A 16,953-nucleotide genomic window follows, 5' to 3' on the forward strand; every position below is an offset into this window, starting at 1 on the left:
ACAGATCCCCGGTGCTTCGCCGCTAGCAAACAAGACCAAAGCACCCCGACATGATCGATTTAGAGTTCGACAAAAACCATATCTGGCACCCCTACTCCTCCCTTATCAACCCTCCGCCCGTCTACCCGATCGCCAGAGCAGAAGGCGTGCGGATTTATCTGGAAGACGGCCGCGGCCTGATCGATGGCATGAGCTCCTGGTGGAGCACCCTGCACGGCTACAACGTTCCCGAGCTGAATGCCGCCATGCAGAGCCAGATGGAAAAAATGAGCCACGTCATGTTCGGCGGCCTCACCCACGAGCCCGCTGTCGAACTGTGTAAAAAACTCGTCGCCCTGACACCCGAGCCACTGCAGAAAGTATTCCTCGCGGATTCCGGCTCCGTCTCCGTCGAAGTCGCCATCAAAATGGCACTGCAATACTGGCACTCCCAAGGTAAACCGGAAAAATCCAGACTGCTGGCACTGCGCAACGGCTACCACGGCGACACCTTCGGTGCCATGGCCACCTGCGACCCCGTCACCGGCATGCATCACCTGTTCGCCAGCCAGCTCACCCAGCACCTGTTTGCGCCCGCTCCCGCACCAAAATTCGACGAACCCTGCAGCGCACAGGACACCGCCGAACTGCAACAGCTGATTGAACAGAATCACCAGAATCTCGCGGCGGTCATTTTGGAACCCATCGTCCAGGGCGCCGGCGGCATGCGTTTCTATTCACCGGAATACCTGAAGCGCGTACGCGAACTCTGCGACCAGTACGACTTGTTGCTGATCGCCGACGAAATCGCCACCGGCTTCGGTCGCAGCGGCAAACTGTTTGCCTGTGAGCACGCGGGTATTTCCCCGGATATTCTCACTCTCGGCAAGGCGCTGACCGGCGGCACCATGACCCTGGCGGCAACACTGTGTACCGACAAGGTAGCGAACGGTATCTGTAGTGGTGAGGCCGGCGTATTTATGCACGGTCCTACATTCATGGGGAACCCGATGGCCTGCGCCGTGGCCAATGCCAGTATTGATTTGTTGCTGGCGCGCGACTGGCAACAGCAGGTAATCAACATCGAGCAGCAACTTAAACAGGAGCTGGCGCCGTTGAAAGACGCCAGCGGGGTTGCCGATGTCCGTGTACTGGGAGCGATCGGCGTGGTGGAAATGAAACAGCCGGTGGACAACAGGACCTTGCAACAAAGCCTGATCGAGCGGGGCGTATGGCTGCGCCCCTTCGGCAAACTGGTTTACACCATGCCCCCCTACATCATCAGTCAGCAGGACCTGAGCCAGCTTACCCTCGCCATGACTGACACCCTGAGAGACATCAACTAGCAATGCCCAGCGCTGCCCGGCTTTACGCCGGGCGAGGTGCACGAACTCAATACTTGACGCTACAACCGTAAGCCCGCGAGGAGGTCACCTCTACCGCGCTGCCCGCCAGTGAGGCATCCAGTGCCGCGGCCACATAGTTGGCAGACTGGGGAATCACCGCGGGATTGGCAGAGTCGTTATTGTCGATGGCACCGGCGTAAACCACCTGTCCCTGCGGATCGATGATGAACATATGCGGGGTGGTTTTGGCACCGTAGGCGCGGCCCATACTGCCATCGCTATCCAGCAGGAACGGCGCACTGGCGTGGAGATTGTGGCTCTCCGCCACCTCCAGCGCCTGGGCCGGTTCCAGGTAACCCTGTTTGCCCTTGGCGGAGGAGATGACGGTCAACCAGTTGATATCCTGGCCGGTGTATTTTTCCTGCAGCGCCTGCATATTGCCGCTGCCGTAATGCTTTTTCACATAGGGGCAATCTTTGTTAAACCACTCCAGCACCAGCCACTGGCCTTTGTAATCCGCCAGGCTGTGGGTTTTGCCCGCCGCATCCACCTCGGAGAATTCCGGGGCTTTCTCGCCGGGGGTGGCGGCGGCCATTACCAGGGCCGGCGCCGCGATCAGAAAGGCACCTACCGCGTTAAGAAATTGTTTTGCACGGAATTTTTTTATATTCATCTTTCGATCCTCTTTCCATTTTCACTTACCTGTTAACTACTCGGTTTCTGAAGCAAACAACGCCTCGATCATGCTCGCCTGTAGAATCTGCGGCAGTAACACCGGGGATTTTTCACCCGGGGCATACCAGGCATAGACCGGAACCGAGTTGCGCCCCAATTCTGCCAGCGCGGTGGTAATTGCAGGGTTCTGATCGGTCCAGTCCGCCCGTACAAGATAGACCTTGTTCTTTGCAAACAGTGCAGCCACTTCATCCGTATCCAGCACCAGTTTCTTGTTCACCTGGCAGGTGATACACCAAGCCGCGGTGTAATCGATAAATACCCCCTGCCCGCGAGCCAGTGCTTCACCAATGGCAATCCTGTCGTACGGTTGCCAACCTTCTGCCACTGCGCCCACCGCAGTCTCTGAACCCGGACGATGTTCCTGCAGATAGTTGGCGCCAGACAGTCCCAAAACAATGACGACCAGCACCGACAGCCACGCAAACAGTTTGCCAAACCGCTGCAGGTGTTGCGCCAGCCACAGGGCGAGCACCACGCCCAGCATCACCAGGCTGCCCAGGAGCCAGCCGTCTTCACCGACGAGACGCCCCAGTACCCACAGCAGCCAGATCACCGTGGCATAGAGCGGAAAGGCGAGAAACTGGCGCAGGGTTTCCATCCACGGGCCCGGCTGCGGCAATCGCTGTAGCAATGCCGGGAACAGGCACAGCAGCACAAACGGCAACGCCAGACCAATACCCAGCCCGATGAAGATCGCCATGGCCGAAGCCGTCGGCAACAGGGTCGCAGCCCCCAGTGCCGCCCCCATAAACGGGCCGGTGCAGGGCGCAGCGACAAATACGGCGAGCACGCCGGTGGCGAAACTGCCACCGCGACTGTGCCCGGCGAGATTCATCAGCCGGTGACCGAATTCGTACACCCCGCTGAAAGACAGCGCCATCAGCCAGAACAGCAGGATCAGCGCCAGTACCACCGGCGCCGACTGCAACTGGAACCCCCAGCCGATAGCAGCACCCCCGGCGCGCAGTGCCAACAACAATCCGCCGAGCAGGGCAAAGGTCACCAGTACGCCGGCGCCATACAGCAGGCCCGATTTCACACGTTCCTGCGCAGACGTGCCGGGTCCCATCAGGCCGAACAGCTTGATCGACAGCACCGGAAACACACAGGGCATAAGATTGAGAATGGCGCCACCGGCGATGGCGGCGAGAATCAATAACCACACAGGCTGACCGCCGCCCACAGCCGGAGGCACGCTGGCAGGAGCGGTCTGAATTTCGAGATTGTCCAGCTGCCAGGCACGTGTGCCGTCGCTTATGACAAATCCAGTTGTCGGCGATGCTGTTGGCAACAGGGGCGCCCCCGGAACCCGCTCGAATGTGTAGAGGATGATATTGCCGGATTGTTCTACCTGCGGCGCCTTGGCGGTCAACAGCCCGCCATCCAGGGGAAATACTTCGGGCGGCGACACTTGTGAGCCGCCATTGGCCGCCATCAATTCAAGCTGCAGTGTGCCCTGCTCTGCACCAGCACTGACACGTTGCACGGTCCAGGGAAAGTTGCCCGGCATTGCCGCTTCAGGAACCTGTGCGGCAAACCGGTCGCGCAATGCGAGATCCTGCGGCAGCCACTGCGCCTTGTCCGCAACTTCGCGGGACAATGACATGTTGCCGTATCCAGGGATGCAATCCACCTTGCACACCAGCCATTCGAGATTCACCACCAGTTCCATACGCGGTGCATCGGGTGTGACCGAAAACAGGTAGGCGACATCGCCTTCGTAGCCAAGATTGGTGAGATGCTCGATGGGCAGACGCACTGGCGACGGCCACTGGATTTCCCCGACTTCACCACTGGCACCGACAAAATCAAAGCGCGGCGCCGCGCCGGAATCACCGGCATTGCGCCAGTACACATGCCAGCCGGGATCGACTTCGAAGTAGAAACCGATGGTTTCCGTCGCCGGACCAAATTGCTCCGGAGCCAGCCAGCGCACACGGACATGATCGCCGCTGGCGGTATCTTGGGCCTGAGCCTGACTTACTGAAACTGCCGCACAAAAATACACCAGCCATAGCAGTGCACGGTAAAAAGCCTTAAAGGGTAATATCCGCGTCAGCACGCAATCCTCACCTGAGCGTAAAGCCTGAAATACTGTCTTCTACGACGGCATTCATTCAAATGGATTACGCCGGCGGCTGCAAGCGGGAGACTGCTTGACGGGTTTTCAGCGCAGCAATTTTTCGGTGCGGTGCGCCAACCATAGAAACAACCCGGAAAATGCCACCAGCGCGAGATTGACCGCCAACGCTGCGCCGTGCAGCCCGTGGGATTTGAACATCACCAGATGCGACAGCGCCATCAGCATCAGCAATACCGCGGTGATCCGTTGCAGCCAGTATTTACTACGCGCTTCGTTATCAAGACACAGTCCAAAAACAGCCGTCGCTAGCAGCGGCAGCCAGAAATAACCCGCCGCGCCACTGTTCAGTATAAGTGCCGCCAGACCCGAAATGGCGATAGCGAGTGGAGTGCCCCACACCAGCCCGACCCAGACATTGTTGATGAAATCCCGTTTCTTGCGCTTCACCAGCCAGATATTGATGCCGGTGACAGACACCACCGCGAGGGCGATCCCGAAAACCACATACAGGATCATTACCGGCAATCCACCGAAATGTCCGAAGTGCAGACGGTACAGAGAAAACAGCACTTGCTTGCCGGGCTCACCATCGGAGTAACCGACCTTATCCAGATAATTGCCCTGCTGGTCAAAGCGATACTGCTCGACGTAGATCAGGCTGTCCGGGTGCTGGGCACCCAGCAAAATGTATTGCGAGGGGGAATTGGCGTTCTCCACATTGAAATAGATCGGGCGCGCATCCGGTGCGATGGTTGCCATGGACTGCAGCGCGCGCCCCACATCCGCCATCTGCACAATTTGTTCTAATTTTGGCGCGGAGCCGTGAATGGACTCGATGGCGGCATCGCGGTCACCGCCGAAAAACACATTGCCATAGAGGGTGTACATCAGGATAGACAGACCGAACCAGGCGCCGGTCAATCCGATCACCAGATGAAAGGGCGCGCCCCAAACGCTCAGGCGGTTGTGAATATCCGCCTGTTCCAGATGCCGCGAGCCTCCAAGGCGGAAATTGAACGCGTCGCGGAAAATCCGCGGGTGTGCGAGAAAGCCGGACACGATCAACCCGCACAGCATCACCCCCAAAACACTGACCAGGATTTCGCCCCAGTCGCTGGGAATATGCAGTGCATCGTGCAGACCCACCATGGAATTGCTCCAGGGCGTGGAGATGTCACCGCCGCGGCTGCCATCTTCATTCAGGTAGTAGACACCGCCGGCGGATACCAGCATGCCGCGCGGCTGATCGTCCCGCGGCAACATCATCAGGATATCCCCGGAAATATCCGGCTTGCGGGCCAGCAGCTCCTGGTAGGCCGCGGTTGCGGCGGCCGGCACAAGTGTCTGGTATTCCGCTACCGCGGCCTGCTCCCAGCGCTTCAGATAACCAGAGAACACCACCAGACTGCCGGACACGCAGATCAGGTACATCAGAAACCCCACCAGCAGGCCAATCCAGGAATGACTTGCGAGGGAGCTTTTGACCAACGCGGGAGAGAGGCTGAATTTCATCGCGAAAACTTTTTCAGATTAATCCCGCGGCCCGGATTACCGGTTTCGGACCGCGAGAAAGAGGAAGGTCAGTATATGGCGACCGCACTCACGAGTAACACGGCAAGGTGTGTCGCTGCGGGTCGCAGGGGACGGGAGTCCGCGCACTGCCAGTAGGCGCCGCAGCCCCAGAGCACTGGCGCCAGCAGCATGGCAAAGCTCAGGGCATTGCCCTGCTGCCAGGGCAGAACAGTGGCCAGGGCAGTACTGCCGTACAGGGCCGCAGCGCCCGCAAGCGGCACCGTGCCCAGCAGCAACAGCAGGTGTTTACCCAGGGCCGACAGTGCCGGCCAGCGCACTTTACCGGCGGCCAGCAGCGGCGACCGCTGTGGGCGCCGTTCGCGGTTATACCCCACCAGCAGCCAGGCGCAGGCGGTGAGCGCAAGCAGTGCATAGCTGATGCCCAGCGCAACACTGGCTGCGCTGCTGGCCCAAAGGAAACAGGACAGCAGCAGCAAACTCCAACCCACCAATGTGCCCCAGCGTTTTAGCAGCGACCAGTTGCGCCAGCTACCGTAAAGGCTGAACAGCCCGGCGGCACTGGACGCAGTGGCGAGGATCATACCCATCCGTCAGGGCTCCGGATCAAAAGTCCAGGGATGCGGACAGCAGGAACGTGCGCGGCTCGCCGAGCACCAGGTAATTGGCACCGGGGTAACCACCCACGGATACCCAATTATTGTCGTCCGCCACATTTTGCACCCGCGCTTTCAGGGTCATCGGCTTGTCGCCAATAGCGGTCAGGTAGCGTGCACCCAGGTCCACCCGGTTCCAGCTGCCCACCTCGATGGTGTTGGCCGCATCCGCGTACTGAGAACCGGTGTGCAGGCCGCGGGCTTCCAGGGTCAGCCCGGGAACACCAGCAAGATCCCACTCCGCATTCAGGTTGAACTGAACACGCGGCGCGCCAATGGCATCGTTGCCTTCATACAGATTGCCTGCGGTGCTGGTCATTTCCGCGTTCAGCAGGGTAGCGCCACCGATTAGACGGACATTCTCCAGCGGCTGGCCGAACAGGCTCAGCTCCAGGCCGCGGTTGCGCTGCTCGCCGAAGGTATCGAACACACCGTCTTGCACAAAGCTGCTCGGCTTGCTAGTGGTAAACGCGCTCAGGCTGCCACCGAAGCTGCCGCCATCGTATTTCACCCCGGCTTCGAACTGCTCACTGCTGTAAGGCTCGAGCACTTCACCGGCGTTACTCACTGGCGTACCGCCGCTGGCCGCGGGTGCAATCTCACCCGGCTGCAGGCCCTCGATGTAGTTGGCGTACAGAGAGATCGTTTCACTGGGCTTCACCACTACCGCGGCAACCGGGGTCAGTGCGCTGTCATCATAGGAAGACAGGGGCGAACCGGTGTTGTAGTCGAAGGAGCGGGTTTCGATGTTCTGTTGGCGCAGGCCGAGAGTCACCAGCAGGCGATCATCCAGCAGCGACAGCATGTCGGAGATCGCGAGACTGGAAACATCGGTTTTTTCCGTGACATGGGGATTGGTCAGGGAGCCGCCCACGAAGAAATCCGCCGCCGGCGCATCCTCCACTACCGGGTTGTACAGGTCACCGGCAAAACCGGCAAAGCTCGAGAAAGCGTAAGCATTGGCAGACTCCAGCGCAAAGGTCGATGCGGAGACGGTCACGGTATGACCGACGCTGGCGGTATCGAAGCTGGTACGGATACCGGTTTCACCGGACAGCACCTTGTCTTCGCGCGCATTGTCGAACCGGTAGGCGGAGGTCACTCCATCGGCCATCGCGCTGGGATTCGCCAGCACGTTGCTCTCGGTTCCGTCGCGCATCCCCAGCGCCAGCCAGGCGCTGGTGCTGTCGCTCAAGTCGTACTCGCCGCGCACCACACCGAACAGTTGCTCTTCATCGGTGTAGGTCCAAGGCTGGGCGAAGTTGGTATCCGCGTCCGGTGCCTTGGGAATAGCGCCAAGCGGTGTCACCGCCGGACGCGGCGCATCGATGTGGTGATTCTGATAACCCAGGTCTGCAGACAGACGCAGACGCTCGCCAGTGTAGTCGTAGCCGACGGAGAATACGCTCAGATCGCGCTCCTGATTCTCCACCGCGGTCTCGCCGCCCCGCTCCAGCAGGTTAATACGCACACCGGAGCTGTTGTCTTCACCAAAACGACGTGCCAGATCCAGCGCCCCGTAGACATTGCCATTGCCTTCAACACCGGCAGTCACGCGGGTCAGGGCCTCTTCCGGTGCGCGCTTCGGCACCAGGTTCACACCGCCGCCGAGGCCACTGCCGCCGGGTGCAGCGCCGTTCAGAAAGGCGCTGGCACCGCGGAAGACTTCCACCCGCTCCAGCAGCTGGCTCGCCACAAACTGGCGCGGCAGAATGCCGAACACACCGTTGTAGGTCATATCGTCGGAGAACACCGGGAAGCCGCGAATCAGATACAGCTCCTGGAAGTTGCCGAAACCCTTGGCCACGCGCACCGTAGGGTCGTTCTGCATTACGTCCGCCACGCTAACCGCCTGCTGGTTCAGCATCAGGTCGCTGGTGTAGCTGGTGCTGGAGAACGGCGAATCCATCATGTCCAGGTTACCGAGCATACCCGCACGGCCGCCGCGGGCTACCTGACCGCCGGCGTACTCCTTTGACAGCACTACCTGGGAACCATCTGCGGTAACCTCCACCTCTTCCACCGCCCCCGCTTGGGCTGGCGTTTCCTCGGCAAACGCGGCACCTGCGAACAGGCCAACAACGCCTAAGCCAGCAATTCTGATGGCTCGAGTCAATTGATGAACAGAGAAAAACGCATCCGATGCATACAGGCTGGAAGGCATGTCCGGTTCCCCTTGAAAAAGAGTCGATTTGAATAATTGTTACGGGCAATCGCCGATCGCCCGCCATGCAATGCAGAAACTGGCACTAGCGCACCAGCATTCTGATGCTGCGCATACTATTGCGAAGCATTCTCATTATCAAGAAGATTACATCGATTGGGAGAAATGACTACCGCACACGCCCCTTCCAGTGCGGATACCACTTCCGCACCGGATTCGCAGATAGGCAAGTGCGCTCGGCGTGTAGTCTGTCAGTGACGAATATCTGCCGGGATATCCAACATGCTCGACACGTGGCTGATCTCAGCCGCCAGGCTCGCAACCGCCAACGCTTCGAGAATATCGGCATCCGCCGCACCGGCGTCCCGCGCGTGATTGATATACCGCTCCCCGTGGTCGTAGGGTGCCAGGTTGCCGTGGCGGGCGATCTCCAGCAGCGCGTGATCGCGGGCTCCCAAATGGGCGTGATCCGGGTCGGTGCGCACCCGCAGGATTTCATGGGGGTCCATGCCGAGCTGCCGCAACGCACTGCTATGCAGGGTGATGCCGTAATCGCTGTGCTCGTCCTCCGCCACCATCAGGGCAATTTCCTCCTTCAATCGCCGCGACAGACCACCGGTCAGCATGGTGTGCTGGTAGCGGTCCCAGAGTTCTGACAGTAGGGTGGGATTGTGGGCGTAAGCCCGGAACAACATGGGTACAAAGCCGAGCTGCGCCCGCACCTCGTCGAAAATATCGGAAACCTGCTGCTCCACTTCGCGATCCATCAGGGAGATTCTGCTCATTACCTACCTCCTCACTTACCTCGTCTATTCGCCGCCCCGAATCTGGCGTTCACCGAATTCGGTTGGCCAACTCCAGATACTGGATATAATCCCAGCATGCGAAAGATCATCCACTGCGACTGCGACTGCTTCTACGCGTCGGTAGAAATGCGAGACGACCCCAATTTACGGGGGCGGCCTATTGCCGTGGGCGGAGCCAGCGATCGTCGCGGAGTGATTTCTACCTGCAACTACGAAGCGCGCAGTTTTGGGGTGCGCTCGGCGATGCCCACCTCACAGGCGAAAAAACTGTGTCCCGACCTGATTGTAGTGCCGGGTAATATGAAAAAATATCGGGAAGTGAGCGCGCAAATCAGGGATATTTTTCTCACCTATACCGATGCAATTGAACCCCTATCCCTCGACGAGGCGTTTCTCGACGTTACTGATAGCGCGCACTGCAATGGTAGTGCAACTTTGATCGCACGCGAGATTCGCGCACGGGTTTTCCAGGATCTGGGAATTACCATTTCTGCCGGCGTTGCGCCCAATAAATTTCTGGCCAAAATCGCCAGCGACTGGCAAAAACCCGATGGACTCACAGTCATTCGCCCGGATGCGGTTGAGGATTTTGTCCTGCGACTGCCGGTCAAAAAAATTCACGGGGTGGGCAGGGTTACCGCGGAAAAAATGCACCGCGAGGGTATTCACACCTGCAGTGACCTGCGGCGTTATTCCCTGGTGGAACTGGTGCAGAAATACGGCAAGTTCGGCAACCGCCTCTATCAACTCTGTCGCGGCCAGGACGACCGGCCGGTTAGCGGCGATGGCTCGCGCAAAAGTGTCAGCGTCGAACACACGTTTACCGAAGACCTGGATAAACATGGGGAATGGGTTGAAGAAATGACCAACCTGTATGGGCGCTTGCAGGAGCGACTGGAAAAACTCGACGACCGTTACGAAATCAGCGCCGCCATCATCAAGGTCAAATATGCCGACTTCACCCAGTCCACCCAGGAGCGAGCCAGTAGCGCCGCTCGCATCAGTGAATTCAAACAGCTGTTACAACAATGCTGGGACAGGCGTAGCGACCCCATCCGACTGCTCGGAGTCGGGGTAAAACTCAGAGATTTACGCGCCGATTTGGGACCGGAACAGCTGCGCCTCCCACTTCGCGAGCGAATGGGCCCGGCGGCCTGATTCTACTCGCTTCGCAGTCTACTCCTGCGCCGCGTCTTCGGACGCCCGTCGGGACTTATCGACATTCCCGCGCCACCATCTGCGTTTTTTCACACGCGGAACCTTTTGCCCGAACGCTGGTCCACCGGCTCCGAGCTATACTCCCATCAAGGTCCTGAAAGCATTTTCAATCACCAGCCTCCATCACCAGTAACGGGAACTACATGAAGCGCGTTCTCCCCAGTGCCCTGGTGGGCTGGTTTCTCAACTATGCTCGCAGGCTCAAACATCCCCAGCTGTTCAAGTGGATCTGTGCACTATTTCTGATTGACTTGATCATTCCCGACCTGGTGCCCTTTGTGGATGAACTATTGTTGGGGCTCGCCACGCTGTTTCTCGCCGCGTGGAAAAAGCACAGCCGGGTGGAACAGGAAGGACCTGTTTCCCCGCATCACGCAAAATCAGATAACAACAAACAAGAAAAAGTAGTTACCGGTTATGCGGAAAAAGTTACCGACGCGGACGAGGCGCCGGAACAGCAGGCTGGAAACGGTAAACACTGAATCAGCTAGTGGCATTCTTCACTACTGAATTTGTGAGCGAAATAAATTTAAAAACAGATTACTCGTTTATTGAATTACCTGCGGACCGGATATGTCCCGGGGTGTGCAACCGGGTAAGTGGCAATGGGAATTAAAGCCAAGGAGGCAAGTCCCATGTTTGCGGACAAGTTGTGCAGTCTCAGTGATGAAGACTTGGTCAAACAATACTGTGATACCCGCTGTCAGCGCGTATTTCGGGAAATCTACCGGCGTTACAAGGATGCCCTGTTCCGTTATTGCGCACAGATGGCACCTCGACAATGCTCCCAATTGATGGAGAATTTCTGGGGAGCGTTCATGCAGGCGCCACCGAAATTGGGTAGCCGACGTCTGAAGAACTGGCTGTTTATCAGTATCAACCGACAGCTGCAGAGTCCCGATGCCATGCCCGACGAAGCTGGTACCGAAGACGACTCCCTGCGCTCCGCACTGGAAAATACCGAGGTACTCCGCGCCATCCAGCAACTGCCGCGCCGCGAGCGCAATGTATTCCTGCTGTTTACCGAGTGTGGTCTCTCGCTTGCCACGGTGGCGGATATCGAGAACTTACCACTGGCGCTGTGCCGCAATGTGCTGAACCAGAGTCGCCAAATGGTAGAGTTCACCATTCACGGGAGCGCACGCAAACCGTGGAAATCTACTGCCACCCTGGCGAAGGAGGCCGCAGCTCTTGCCGCGGCTCAACAGGAAGCGGCAAAACAGGCCGCAGCAACACAGGAGGCAGAATCCGCGACGACACCGAAGAAGCCGGCCCTGGTGTTCCGTTGGAAAAAGGCTCCAAATATTGCAGCAGCCAGTGTCGCGGCTACCGATCCGTCGATCGAGGTGGTGTGAAATATGAACTGCCATGACTGGGAGTCGTGTTATCGGCGAGAGAGGGAAAAGCTGCGCACACCCACTCCTCTCGAAAAGAAAATTCTCGCGGATATCCGTGCGGTTAGACCTATTCACTCTGCTGGTCGTAAGGCTGGCAGATTGCTGTCTCGCGCGGCGTCAGGGTTCGGTGCGGTGGCCTTCGCGATAGTGCTGCTAAACCCGGCTCAATACATCGGCGCTGCGCCCGGTCAACTGACGCCGCCACAAAATACAGATGCAAACGGGCACGATCAAATTCGCCCCCAGCCCGCCATGATTCAAACCAAAGCCGATGCTTGGCACGCACTGCGCACGGAAGTGGATACCGGCAATTATGTGGGCCTCTGCGCGCAGTGGCGACGGCAGCAGCACTCAGCGGATACAGACCCACTACCCAAAGAGCTGGCCGCTACAGCGCGCAAACACTGCAGAATCCTTCCCTGAGCGCCCTTCCTGAATTTTCTCTAACTATTTCTGAGCTTGTTATAAAAAAGGGAGTGATACTACATCACTCCCTTTTTTTATTTCGCACGTATTAACGATCAATGCGATCAGCTCTGGGGCTGCCCCATGGTCAGAACCACCTTGCCTTTCGCACGGCGCTCGTTAATGGCCGCAAATGCGCGGGTAAAATCATCCAGATCGTATACTTCGGTGGTCAACGGCTGCAGACGCCCCTGCTGTACAAAGCCGAGCAGCTCACTGAAGTTCTGCATATTGCCCCTGGGGTCCCGCGCAGCCCAACCACCCCAGTAAATTCCGAGAATATCCCCGGCTTTCAACAGCGGCAGATTCAGTGGCAGGCTGGGGATATTCCCTGCAGCAAAACCAATTACCAGGTAGCGCCCGCCCCAGGCAATGGAGCGGTAAGCCTGCTCGCTAAAATCGCCGCCCACCGGATCGTAGATCACATCCGCACCCTTGCCATCGGTAAGTTCACGAATACGATCCTTGAGGTTTTCCCTGCTGTAATTGATGGTTTCGTCTGCACCCAGGTCACGACAAAATGCCAGTTTCTCATCGGTTGAGGCACAGGCTATTACCCGCGCCCCCATCAGTTTGCCCAGCTGTATCGCAGTGACACCTACACCACCAGCAGCACCCAGCACCACCAGGGTTTCCCCCTCTTTCAGTTGCGCGCGTTGCTTGAAGGCGTAGTAGGAGGTTGCATAGGTGATACAGAAACCAGCCGCCTGCCGGAAATCCAGCTCGGCGGGCATGGGCATCAACAGCTTGTGGTCCACATTGACCGCTTCAGCAAATGCCGCGAGCCCGGGCATGGCAATCACTCGGTCGCCCACCTTGAACCCTTTGACCGATTCGCCGACCTCACGAATGATGCCCGCACACTCGCCGCCAGCGACGAAGGGCAGTTCAGGTTTTACCTGGTATTTCCCCTGCACCATCAGGCCATCGGGAAAATTCACACCCGCCGCGTGAACTTCGAGGCGAACCTCGTGCGGTTTCAGTGCCGGCAGCTGCCAGTCACGGACGTTCAGATTTTCTACCGGGCCAAAGGCCTCGCATACCAGAGCTCGCATATTTTGCCTCTATTGTTATTTCGTACTGACCTTCAGCCTTTAAACAACTTCGAACAGTCCGGCTGCACCCATTCCGCCGCCCACACACATGGTCACTACCACATACTTCACGCCACGGCGCTTACCTTCGAGTAGTGCATGACCCACCATGCGTGCGCCACTCATGCCATAGGGGTGACCGATAGAAATAGCACCGCCGTTGACGTTGAGCTTGTCGTTATCGATACCGAGTTTGTCACGGCAATACAGCACCTGCACCGCAAATGCCTCGTTCAGCTCCCACAAACCGATGTCGTCTATTTTGAGGCCGGTGCGAGCGAGCAGTTTTGGAATGGCAAAAACAGGGCCGATGCCCATTTCATCGGGTTCGCAGCCCGCCACCGCCATACCGCGGTAAATGCCCAGCGGGTTCAGGTTGCGCTGCTCTGCCAGTTTGCTGTCCATCAGCACCATGGCCGCCGCACCGTCGGAAAGCTGGGAGGCGTTACCGGCGGTGATCACGCCGTTGTCGCGCACCGGATTCAGGCTGCGCAAACCGTCGATGGTGGTGGACGGACGGTTGCCTTCATCGAGCGACAGGGTGACCTGTTTCTCGGACTGCTCTCCGGTTTCCTTGTTGACCACGGTCATGTTGGCAGTGACCGGTATGATTTCGTTGGCAAACAGACCAGCCTGTTGCGCGGCAGCGGTGCGCAGCTGGGATTGCAGCGCGTACTCGTCCTGAAGATCACGACTGATACCGTAGCGTTTAGCCACAATTTCTGCGGTATCAATCATCGGCATATATATTGCCGGGTGCATTTCCAGCAATGCCGGATCGGCAGCACGGAACATATTCATGTTCTGATTCTGCACCAGGGATATGGACTCCATGCCACCGGCAATAACGATGGGAGAGCCGTCGTTGGTAATCTGCTTTGCCGCAGTGGCCACCGCCATCAGTCCGGAAGAGCACTGGCGGTCGATGGTCATGCCGGCAACGGTGGGCGATAGACCCGCGCGCAGTGCGACCTGGCGTGCCACGTTGGTGCCGGTAGTGCCCTGCTGCAGTGCCACACCCAAAATGCAGTCGTCCGCTTCGCCCGCCTCGATACCGGCGCGCTCAACAGCCGCACGCACCGCGTGGGCGCCTAGGCTTGCGCCCTCCAGATTATTGAATGCGCCGCGGTAGGCCTTGCCGATGGGCGTGCGTGCGGTGGAAACGATCACAGCTTCTTTCATAGCGAATTCTCCGTATTTTCCCGGCTCAGCCGCCCAGTTTTATATCCAGGCCCCGGGCCGCTTTCTGCAAAAATTTCACCGTCTGGTTCAATCCACCCACCAGTTCCTGCTGGCCTTTTTCATCGGCAATGGCATCGAGATTGGCGAGTACATTTTCCGCGGTCTGTTGCTCCGGCGGCAGGTAAATGCCGTCGGTTTCCAGAATACGCGCCTTGGCGTAGGCACCGGCGCCCGCGCAGAGAATAAAGCGGTTGGGAGCATCCTCGGCCACCAGGGCAATCAGGCCCGCAGTTACAGATTCCGGGGTCAGCAATTCCAGCGCTTTCGGGTCGGGAATAACATCTTCGGTCATACGGGTAGCGGCGGTCGGCGACAGGCAGTTCACCTTGATGCCGTACTTCTCGCCTTCCAGGCACAGGGTATTCATCAACCCCACCACGCCGGTTTTCGCCGCACCGTAGTTAGACTGGCCGAAGTTGCCGTACAGGCCGGAAGAAGATGTGGTCATCACAATACGACCGTACTGCTGCTCGCGCATGATTTCCCATACCGCCTTGGTGCAGTTCACGCTACCCATCAGGTGCACATCCACCACCAGCTTGAAATCGTCCATGGGCGCCTTGGCGAAGGATTTGTCCCGCAGGATACCGGCGTTATTCACCAGAATATCCACGCGACCCCAGCGTTCCGCAGCCTCTTTCACCATTTCTTGAACCTGCAGGAAGTCGGTGACGTTGGCACCGTTGGCGATGGCCTCGCCGCCGGCGGCGATGATTTCCTGCACTACTGTTTCCGCGGCGGTCAGTGAGCCTCCGGAGCCATCACGGGCGCCACCAAGATCGTTCACGACCACTTTGGCACCACGACGAGCCAATTCAAGTGCGTGGGACCGGCCGAGGCCATTGCCGGCACCAGTGACAATCGCCACTTTTCCTTCGAACGAAATAGACATGGTTCTCTCCATTAACGCTTGTTATTTTGAAATCATTCTTTGTAGGTCAAACAAACTGCATTACCAGCCATTCGGCAATCAGTGCCGGCTTGTCCTGTCCTTCAATTTCCACCGTCACTTCCAGCTTCAACTGAAATTGCCCCGGTTTTTTTTCGAGAACATCCAGCAGCTTGGCGCGGGCGCGCACCCGCTGGTCCACTTTTACCGGACTGATAAAACGCACCTTATCCAGACCGTAGTTCACACCCATTTTTACCCCCTCCATCACCACCTCCAGCTGCTCGGCGAAGTAGGAAAGTAGCGACAATGACAGGAAACCGTGGGCGATGGTGCTGCCGAAAGGCGACTTGGCGGCGGCTTCCGGGTCCACGTGGATAAACTGGTGATCCAGAGTGCAATCCGCAAACGCATTGATACGCGCCTGATCGATCTGGAACCAGTCTGTGGCCAGGGTCTCGCTGCCAATAGCACTGACGTAATCGGTAGGGGAAATAATAAGTGGCATGTGAACTCCCTCTCTAAAGGTCGTTATGAGTTATTCAGTGATCAAAAGGCGGAAACACCACCGTCTACCGCCAGGGTTTGTCCGGTGACATATGTAAGTGCCGGTGAACACAGCATCAACATGGCACTGACTACTTCTTCCGGTTTACCCAGTCGCTTCATCGGGCAACCGGAGGCCAATTGCGCATGCAGCTGATCCACTGTGGCACCCTCTGGAGCCTGGATATCGGTGACCATGGGGGTCAGGGTGAAAAATGGGCAGATGGCGTTAACGCGAACATTGTGGCGTGCATATTCCACTGCTGCGGTACGGGTCAGCCCCACCACCGAGTGTTTGGCTGCCGCGTAAGCGGCAACCTTTGGCGCACCACCAAGACCGGCCATGGAACTGACATTGAGGATTACCCCACCACCCTGACTGCGCATCACCTTGAGCTGATGCTTCATACCGAAGAACACACCTTTCACATTCACCCGGTGTTGCAGGTCGAGAGTTTCTTCATCTACATCTTCAAAATATTGCATGGGCGGGGCAATACCGGCGTTGTTGATGGCGATATCCAGGCCACCAAAATTTTCCCGCGCCAGTGCCACCATGGCGGCGCAATCGGTTTCAGAGGAGACATCGCAGGCCATTGCCTGAACCGGAATACCCTGCGAGGTGAGCTTATCCACCACCTGTCCCAGGCCCGCTTCGTTGACATCCCCCAAAACCAGCCGTGCACCGCGGCGCCCAAGCTCTTCTGCAGCCAGGGCACCAAAGCCGCTGGCGGCTCCGGTAATCAGAATTACTTTGCCGGTGAAATCCAGCAACGGGTCACGCTGAAATTCTCCCATGC

General features: G+C 58.2%; 15 protein-coding genes. 4 read left to right on the forward strand and 11 right to left on the reverse strand.

Features of this window, described 5'->3' with window-relative positions; translation table 11 throughout:
• Positions 1 to 50: 50 nt before the first annotated feature.
• On the forward strand, positions 51 to 1,325 hold the full coding sequence (gene bioA, locus VIL80_RS05630; protein WP_332035168.1) for an adenosylmethionine--8-amino-7-oxononanoate transaminase: 1,275 nt from the start codon (positions 51 to 53) through the stop codon (positions 1,323 to 1,325).
• Positions 1,326 to 1,371: 46 nt separating this feature from the next.
• On the opposite strand, the gene VIL80_RS05635 is transcribed toward bioA, so the two are convergent.
• The 6 genes from VIL80_RS05635 to VIL80_RS05660 form a co-directional block, all read right to left on the reverse strand.
• On the reverse strand, positions 1,372 to 1,998 hold the full coding sequence (locus tag VIL80_RS05635; protein WP_332035169.1) for a thioredoxin family protein: 627 nt from the start codon (positions 1,996 to 1,998) through the stop codon (positions 1,372 to 1,374).
• A 36-nt stretch (positions 1,999 to 2,034) separates the two neighbouring features.
• The gene (locus VIL80_RS05640; RefSeq protein WP_332035170.1) at positions 2,035 to 3,999 is read right to left on the reverse strand and encodes a protein-disulfide reductase DsbD family protein; all 1,965 of its coding nucleotides are present in this window, start codon (positions 3,997 to 3,999) and stop codon (positions 2,035 to 2,037) included.
• Positions 4,000 to 4,230: 231 nt separating this feature from the next.
• Positions 4,231 to 5,658 (reverse strand): PepSY-associated TM helix domain-containing protein, encoded by a 1,428-nt coding sequence (locus tag VIL80_RS05645; RefSeq protein WP_332035171.1) that lies wholly within the window; start codon positions 5,656 to 5,658, stop codon positions 4,231 to 4,233.
• A 68-nt stretch (positions 5,659 to 5,726) separates the two neighbouring features.
• A complete protein-coding gene (locus VIL80_RS05650) occupies positions 5,727 to 6,266 on the reverse strand; it encodes a hypothetical protein (protein ID WP_332035172.1) in 540 nt (179 codons plus the stop codon).
• Positions 6,267 to 6,282: 16 nt separating this feature from the next.
• Positions 6,283 to 8,496: a TonB-dependent receptor gene (locus tag VIL80_RS05655; protein WP_332035173.1), complete on the reverse strand. Its 2,214-nt coding sequence runs from the start codon at positions 8,494 to 8,496 to the stop codon at positions 6,283 to 6,285.
• A 251-nt stretch (positions 8,497 to 8,747) separates the two neighbouring features.
• Positions 8,748 to 9,281, reverse strand: a complete 534-nt coding sequence (locus VIL80_RS05660) for a carboxymuconolactone decarboxylase family protein (RefSeq protein WP_332035174.1) — start codon at positions 9,279 to 9,281, stop codon at positions 8,748 to 8,750.
• Positions 9,282 to 9,377: 96 nt separating this feature from the next.
• Between VIL80_RS05660 and dinB the strand changes: the two genes are divergently transcribed.
• From dinB to VIL80_RS05675, 3 genes are all read left to right on the forward strand, one after another.
• On the forward strand, positions 9,378 to 10,460 hold the full coding sequence (dinB, locus tag VIL80_RS05665) for a DNA polymerase IV (RefSeq protein WP_332035175.1): 1,083 nt from the start codon (positions 9,378 to 9,380) through the stop codon (positions 10,458 to 10,460).
• A gap of 203 nt (positions 10,461 to 10,663) precedes the next feature.
• A complete protein-coding gene (locus tag VIL80_RS05670; RefSeq protein WP_332035176.1) occupies positions 10,664 to 11,002 on the forward strand; it encodes a DUF6116 family protein in 339 nt (112 codons plus the stop codon).
• A 123-nt stretch (positions 11,003 to 11,125) separates the two neighbouring features.
• Complete coding sequence (locus tag VIL80_RS05675) at positions 11,126 to 11,875, forward strand: RNA polymerase sigma factor (protein WP_332035177.1); 750 nt, start codon at positions 11,126 to 11,128, stop codon at positions 11,873 to 11,875.
• A 572-nt stretch (positions 11,876 to 12,447) separates the two neighbouring features.
• Here VIL80_RS05675 and VIL80_RS05680 read toward each other — a convergent pair.
• Genes VIL80_RS05680 through VIL80_RS05700 form a run of 5 tightly spaced genes read right to left on the reverse strand, consistent with a single transcriptional unit; the run spans position 12,448 to position 16,951 of the window.
• Positions 12,448 to 13,437 carry an NADPH:quinone oxidoreductase family protein gene (locus tag VIL80_RS05680; protein WP_332035178.1) on the reverse strand — a complete coding sequence of 330 codons (990 nt, stop codon included), beginning with the start codon at positions 13,435 to 13,437 and terminating at the stop codon, positions 12,448 to 12,450.
• Positions 13,438 to 13,476: 39 nt separating this feature from the next.
• Positions 13,477 to 14,658, reverse strand: coding sequence for an acetyl-CoA C-acyltransferase (locus tag VIL80_RS05685; RefSeq protein WP_332035179.1), 1,182 nt, complete (start codon positions 14,656 to 14,658; stop codon positions 13,477 to 13,479).
• A gap of 25 nt (positions 14,659 to 14,683) precedes the next feature.
• Positions 14,684 to 15,610 carry an SDR family NAD(P)-dependent oxidoreductase gene (locus VIL80_RS05690; RefSeq protein ID WP_332035180.1) on the reverse strand — a complete coding sequence of 309 codons (927 nt, stop codon included), beginning with the start codon at positions 15,608 to 15,610 and terminating at the stop codon, positions 14,684 to 14,686.
• Positions 15,611 to 15,656: 46 nt separating this feature from the next.
• Positions 15,657 to 16,115 carry a MaoC family dehydratase gene (locus tag VIL80_RS05695; RefSeq protein ID WP_332035181.1) on the reverse strand — a complete coding sequence of 153 codons (459 nt, stop codon included), beginning with the start codon at positions 16,113 to 16,115 and terminating at the stop codon, positions 15,657 to 15,659.
• A gap of 41 nt (positions 16,116 to 16,156) precedes the next feature.
• Positions 16,157 to 16,951 (reverse strand): SDR family NAD(P)-dependent oxidoreductase, encoded by a 795-nt coding sequence (locus tag VIL80_RS05700; RefSeq protein WP_332035182.1) that lies wholly within the window; start codon positions 16,949 to 16,951, stop codon positions 16,157 to 16,159.
• Positions 16,952 to 16,953 lie beyond the last annotated feature (2 nt).

Origin of the sequence: Microbulbifer sp. (genome assembly GCF_036563125.1) — a bacterium.
Taxonomy (GTDB): domain Bacteria; phylum Pseudomonadota; class Gammaproteobacteria; order Pseudomonadales; family Cellvibrionaceae; genus Microbulbifer.

What these genes read in the sequence shown, in the direction of transcription:
- VIL80_RS05635 (WP_332035169.1), bottom strand. Translation starts at nt 1,998, where the DNA reads ATGAATATAAAAAAATTCCGTGCAAAACAATTTCTTAACGCGGTAGGT.
- VIL80_RS05650 (WP_332035172.1), bottom strand. Translation starts at nt 6,266, where the DNA reads ATGGGTATGATCCTCGCCACTGCGTCCAGTGCCGCCGGGCTGTTCAGC.
- VIL80_RS05690 (WP_332035180.1), bottom strand. Translation starts at nt 15,610, where the DNA reads ATGTCTATTTCGTTCGAAGGAAAAGTGGCGATTGTCACTGGTGCCGGC.
- VIL80_RS05655 (WP_332035173.1), bottom strand. Translation starts at nt 8,496, where the DNA reads ATGCCTTCCAGCCTGTATGCATCGGATGCGTTTTTCTCTGTTCATCAA.
- VIL80_RS05700 (WP_332035182.1), bottom strand. Translation starts at nt 16,951, where the DNA reads ATGGGAGAATTTCAGCGTGACCCGTTGCTGGATTTCACCGGCAAAGTA.
- VIL80_RS05670 (WP_332035176.1), top strand. Translation starts at nt 10,664, where the DNA reads ATGAAGCGCGTTCTCCCCAGTGCCCTGGTGGGCTGGTTTCTCAACTAT.
- VIL80_RS05695 (WP_332035181.1), bottom strand. Translation starts at nt 16,115, where the DNA reads ATGCCACTTATTATTTCCCCTACCGATTACGTCAGTGCTATTGGCAGC.
- bioA (WP_332035168.1), top strand. Translation starts at nt 51, where the DNA reads ATGATCGATTTAGAGTTCGACAAAAACCATATCTGGCACCCCTACTCC.
- dinB (WP_332035175.1), top strand. Translation starts at nt 9,378, where the DNA reads ATGCGAAAGATCATCCACTGCGACTGCGACTGCTTCTACGCGTCGGTA.
- VIL80_RS05660 (WP_332035174.1), bottom strand. Translation starts at nt 9,281, where the DNA reads ATGAGCAGAATCTCCCTGATGGATCGCGAAGTGGAGCAGCAGGTTTCC.
- VIL80_RS05680 (WP_332035178.1), bottom strand. Translation starts at nt 13,437, where the DNA reads ATGCGAGCTCTGGTATGCGAGGCCTTTGGCCCGGTAGAAAATCTGAAC.
- VIL80_RS05645 (WP_332035171.1), bottom strand. Translation starts at nt 5,658, where the DNA reads ATGAAATTCAGCCTCTCTCCCGCGTTGGTCAAAAGCTCCCTCGCAAGT.
- VIL80_RS05675 (WP_332035177.1), top strand. Translation starts at nt 11,126, where the DNA reads ATGGGAATTAAAGCCAAGGAGGCAAGTCCCATGTTTGCGGACAAGTTG.
- VIL80_RS05685 (WP_332035179.1), bottom strand. Translation starts at nt 14,658, where the DNA reads ATGAAAGAAGCTGTGATCGTTTCCACCGCACGCACGCCCATCGGCAAG.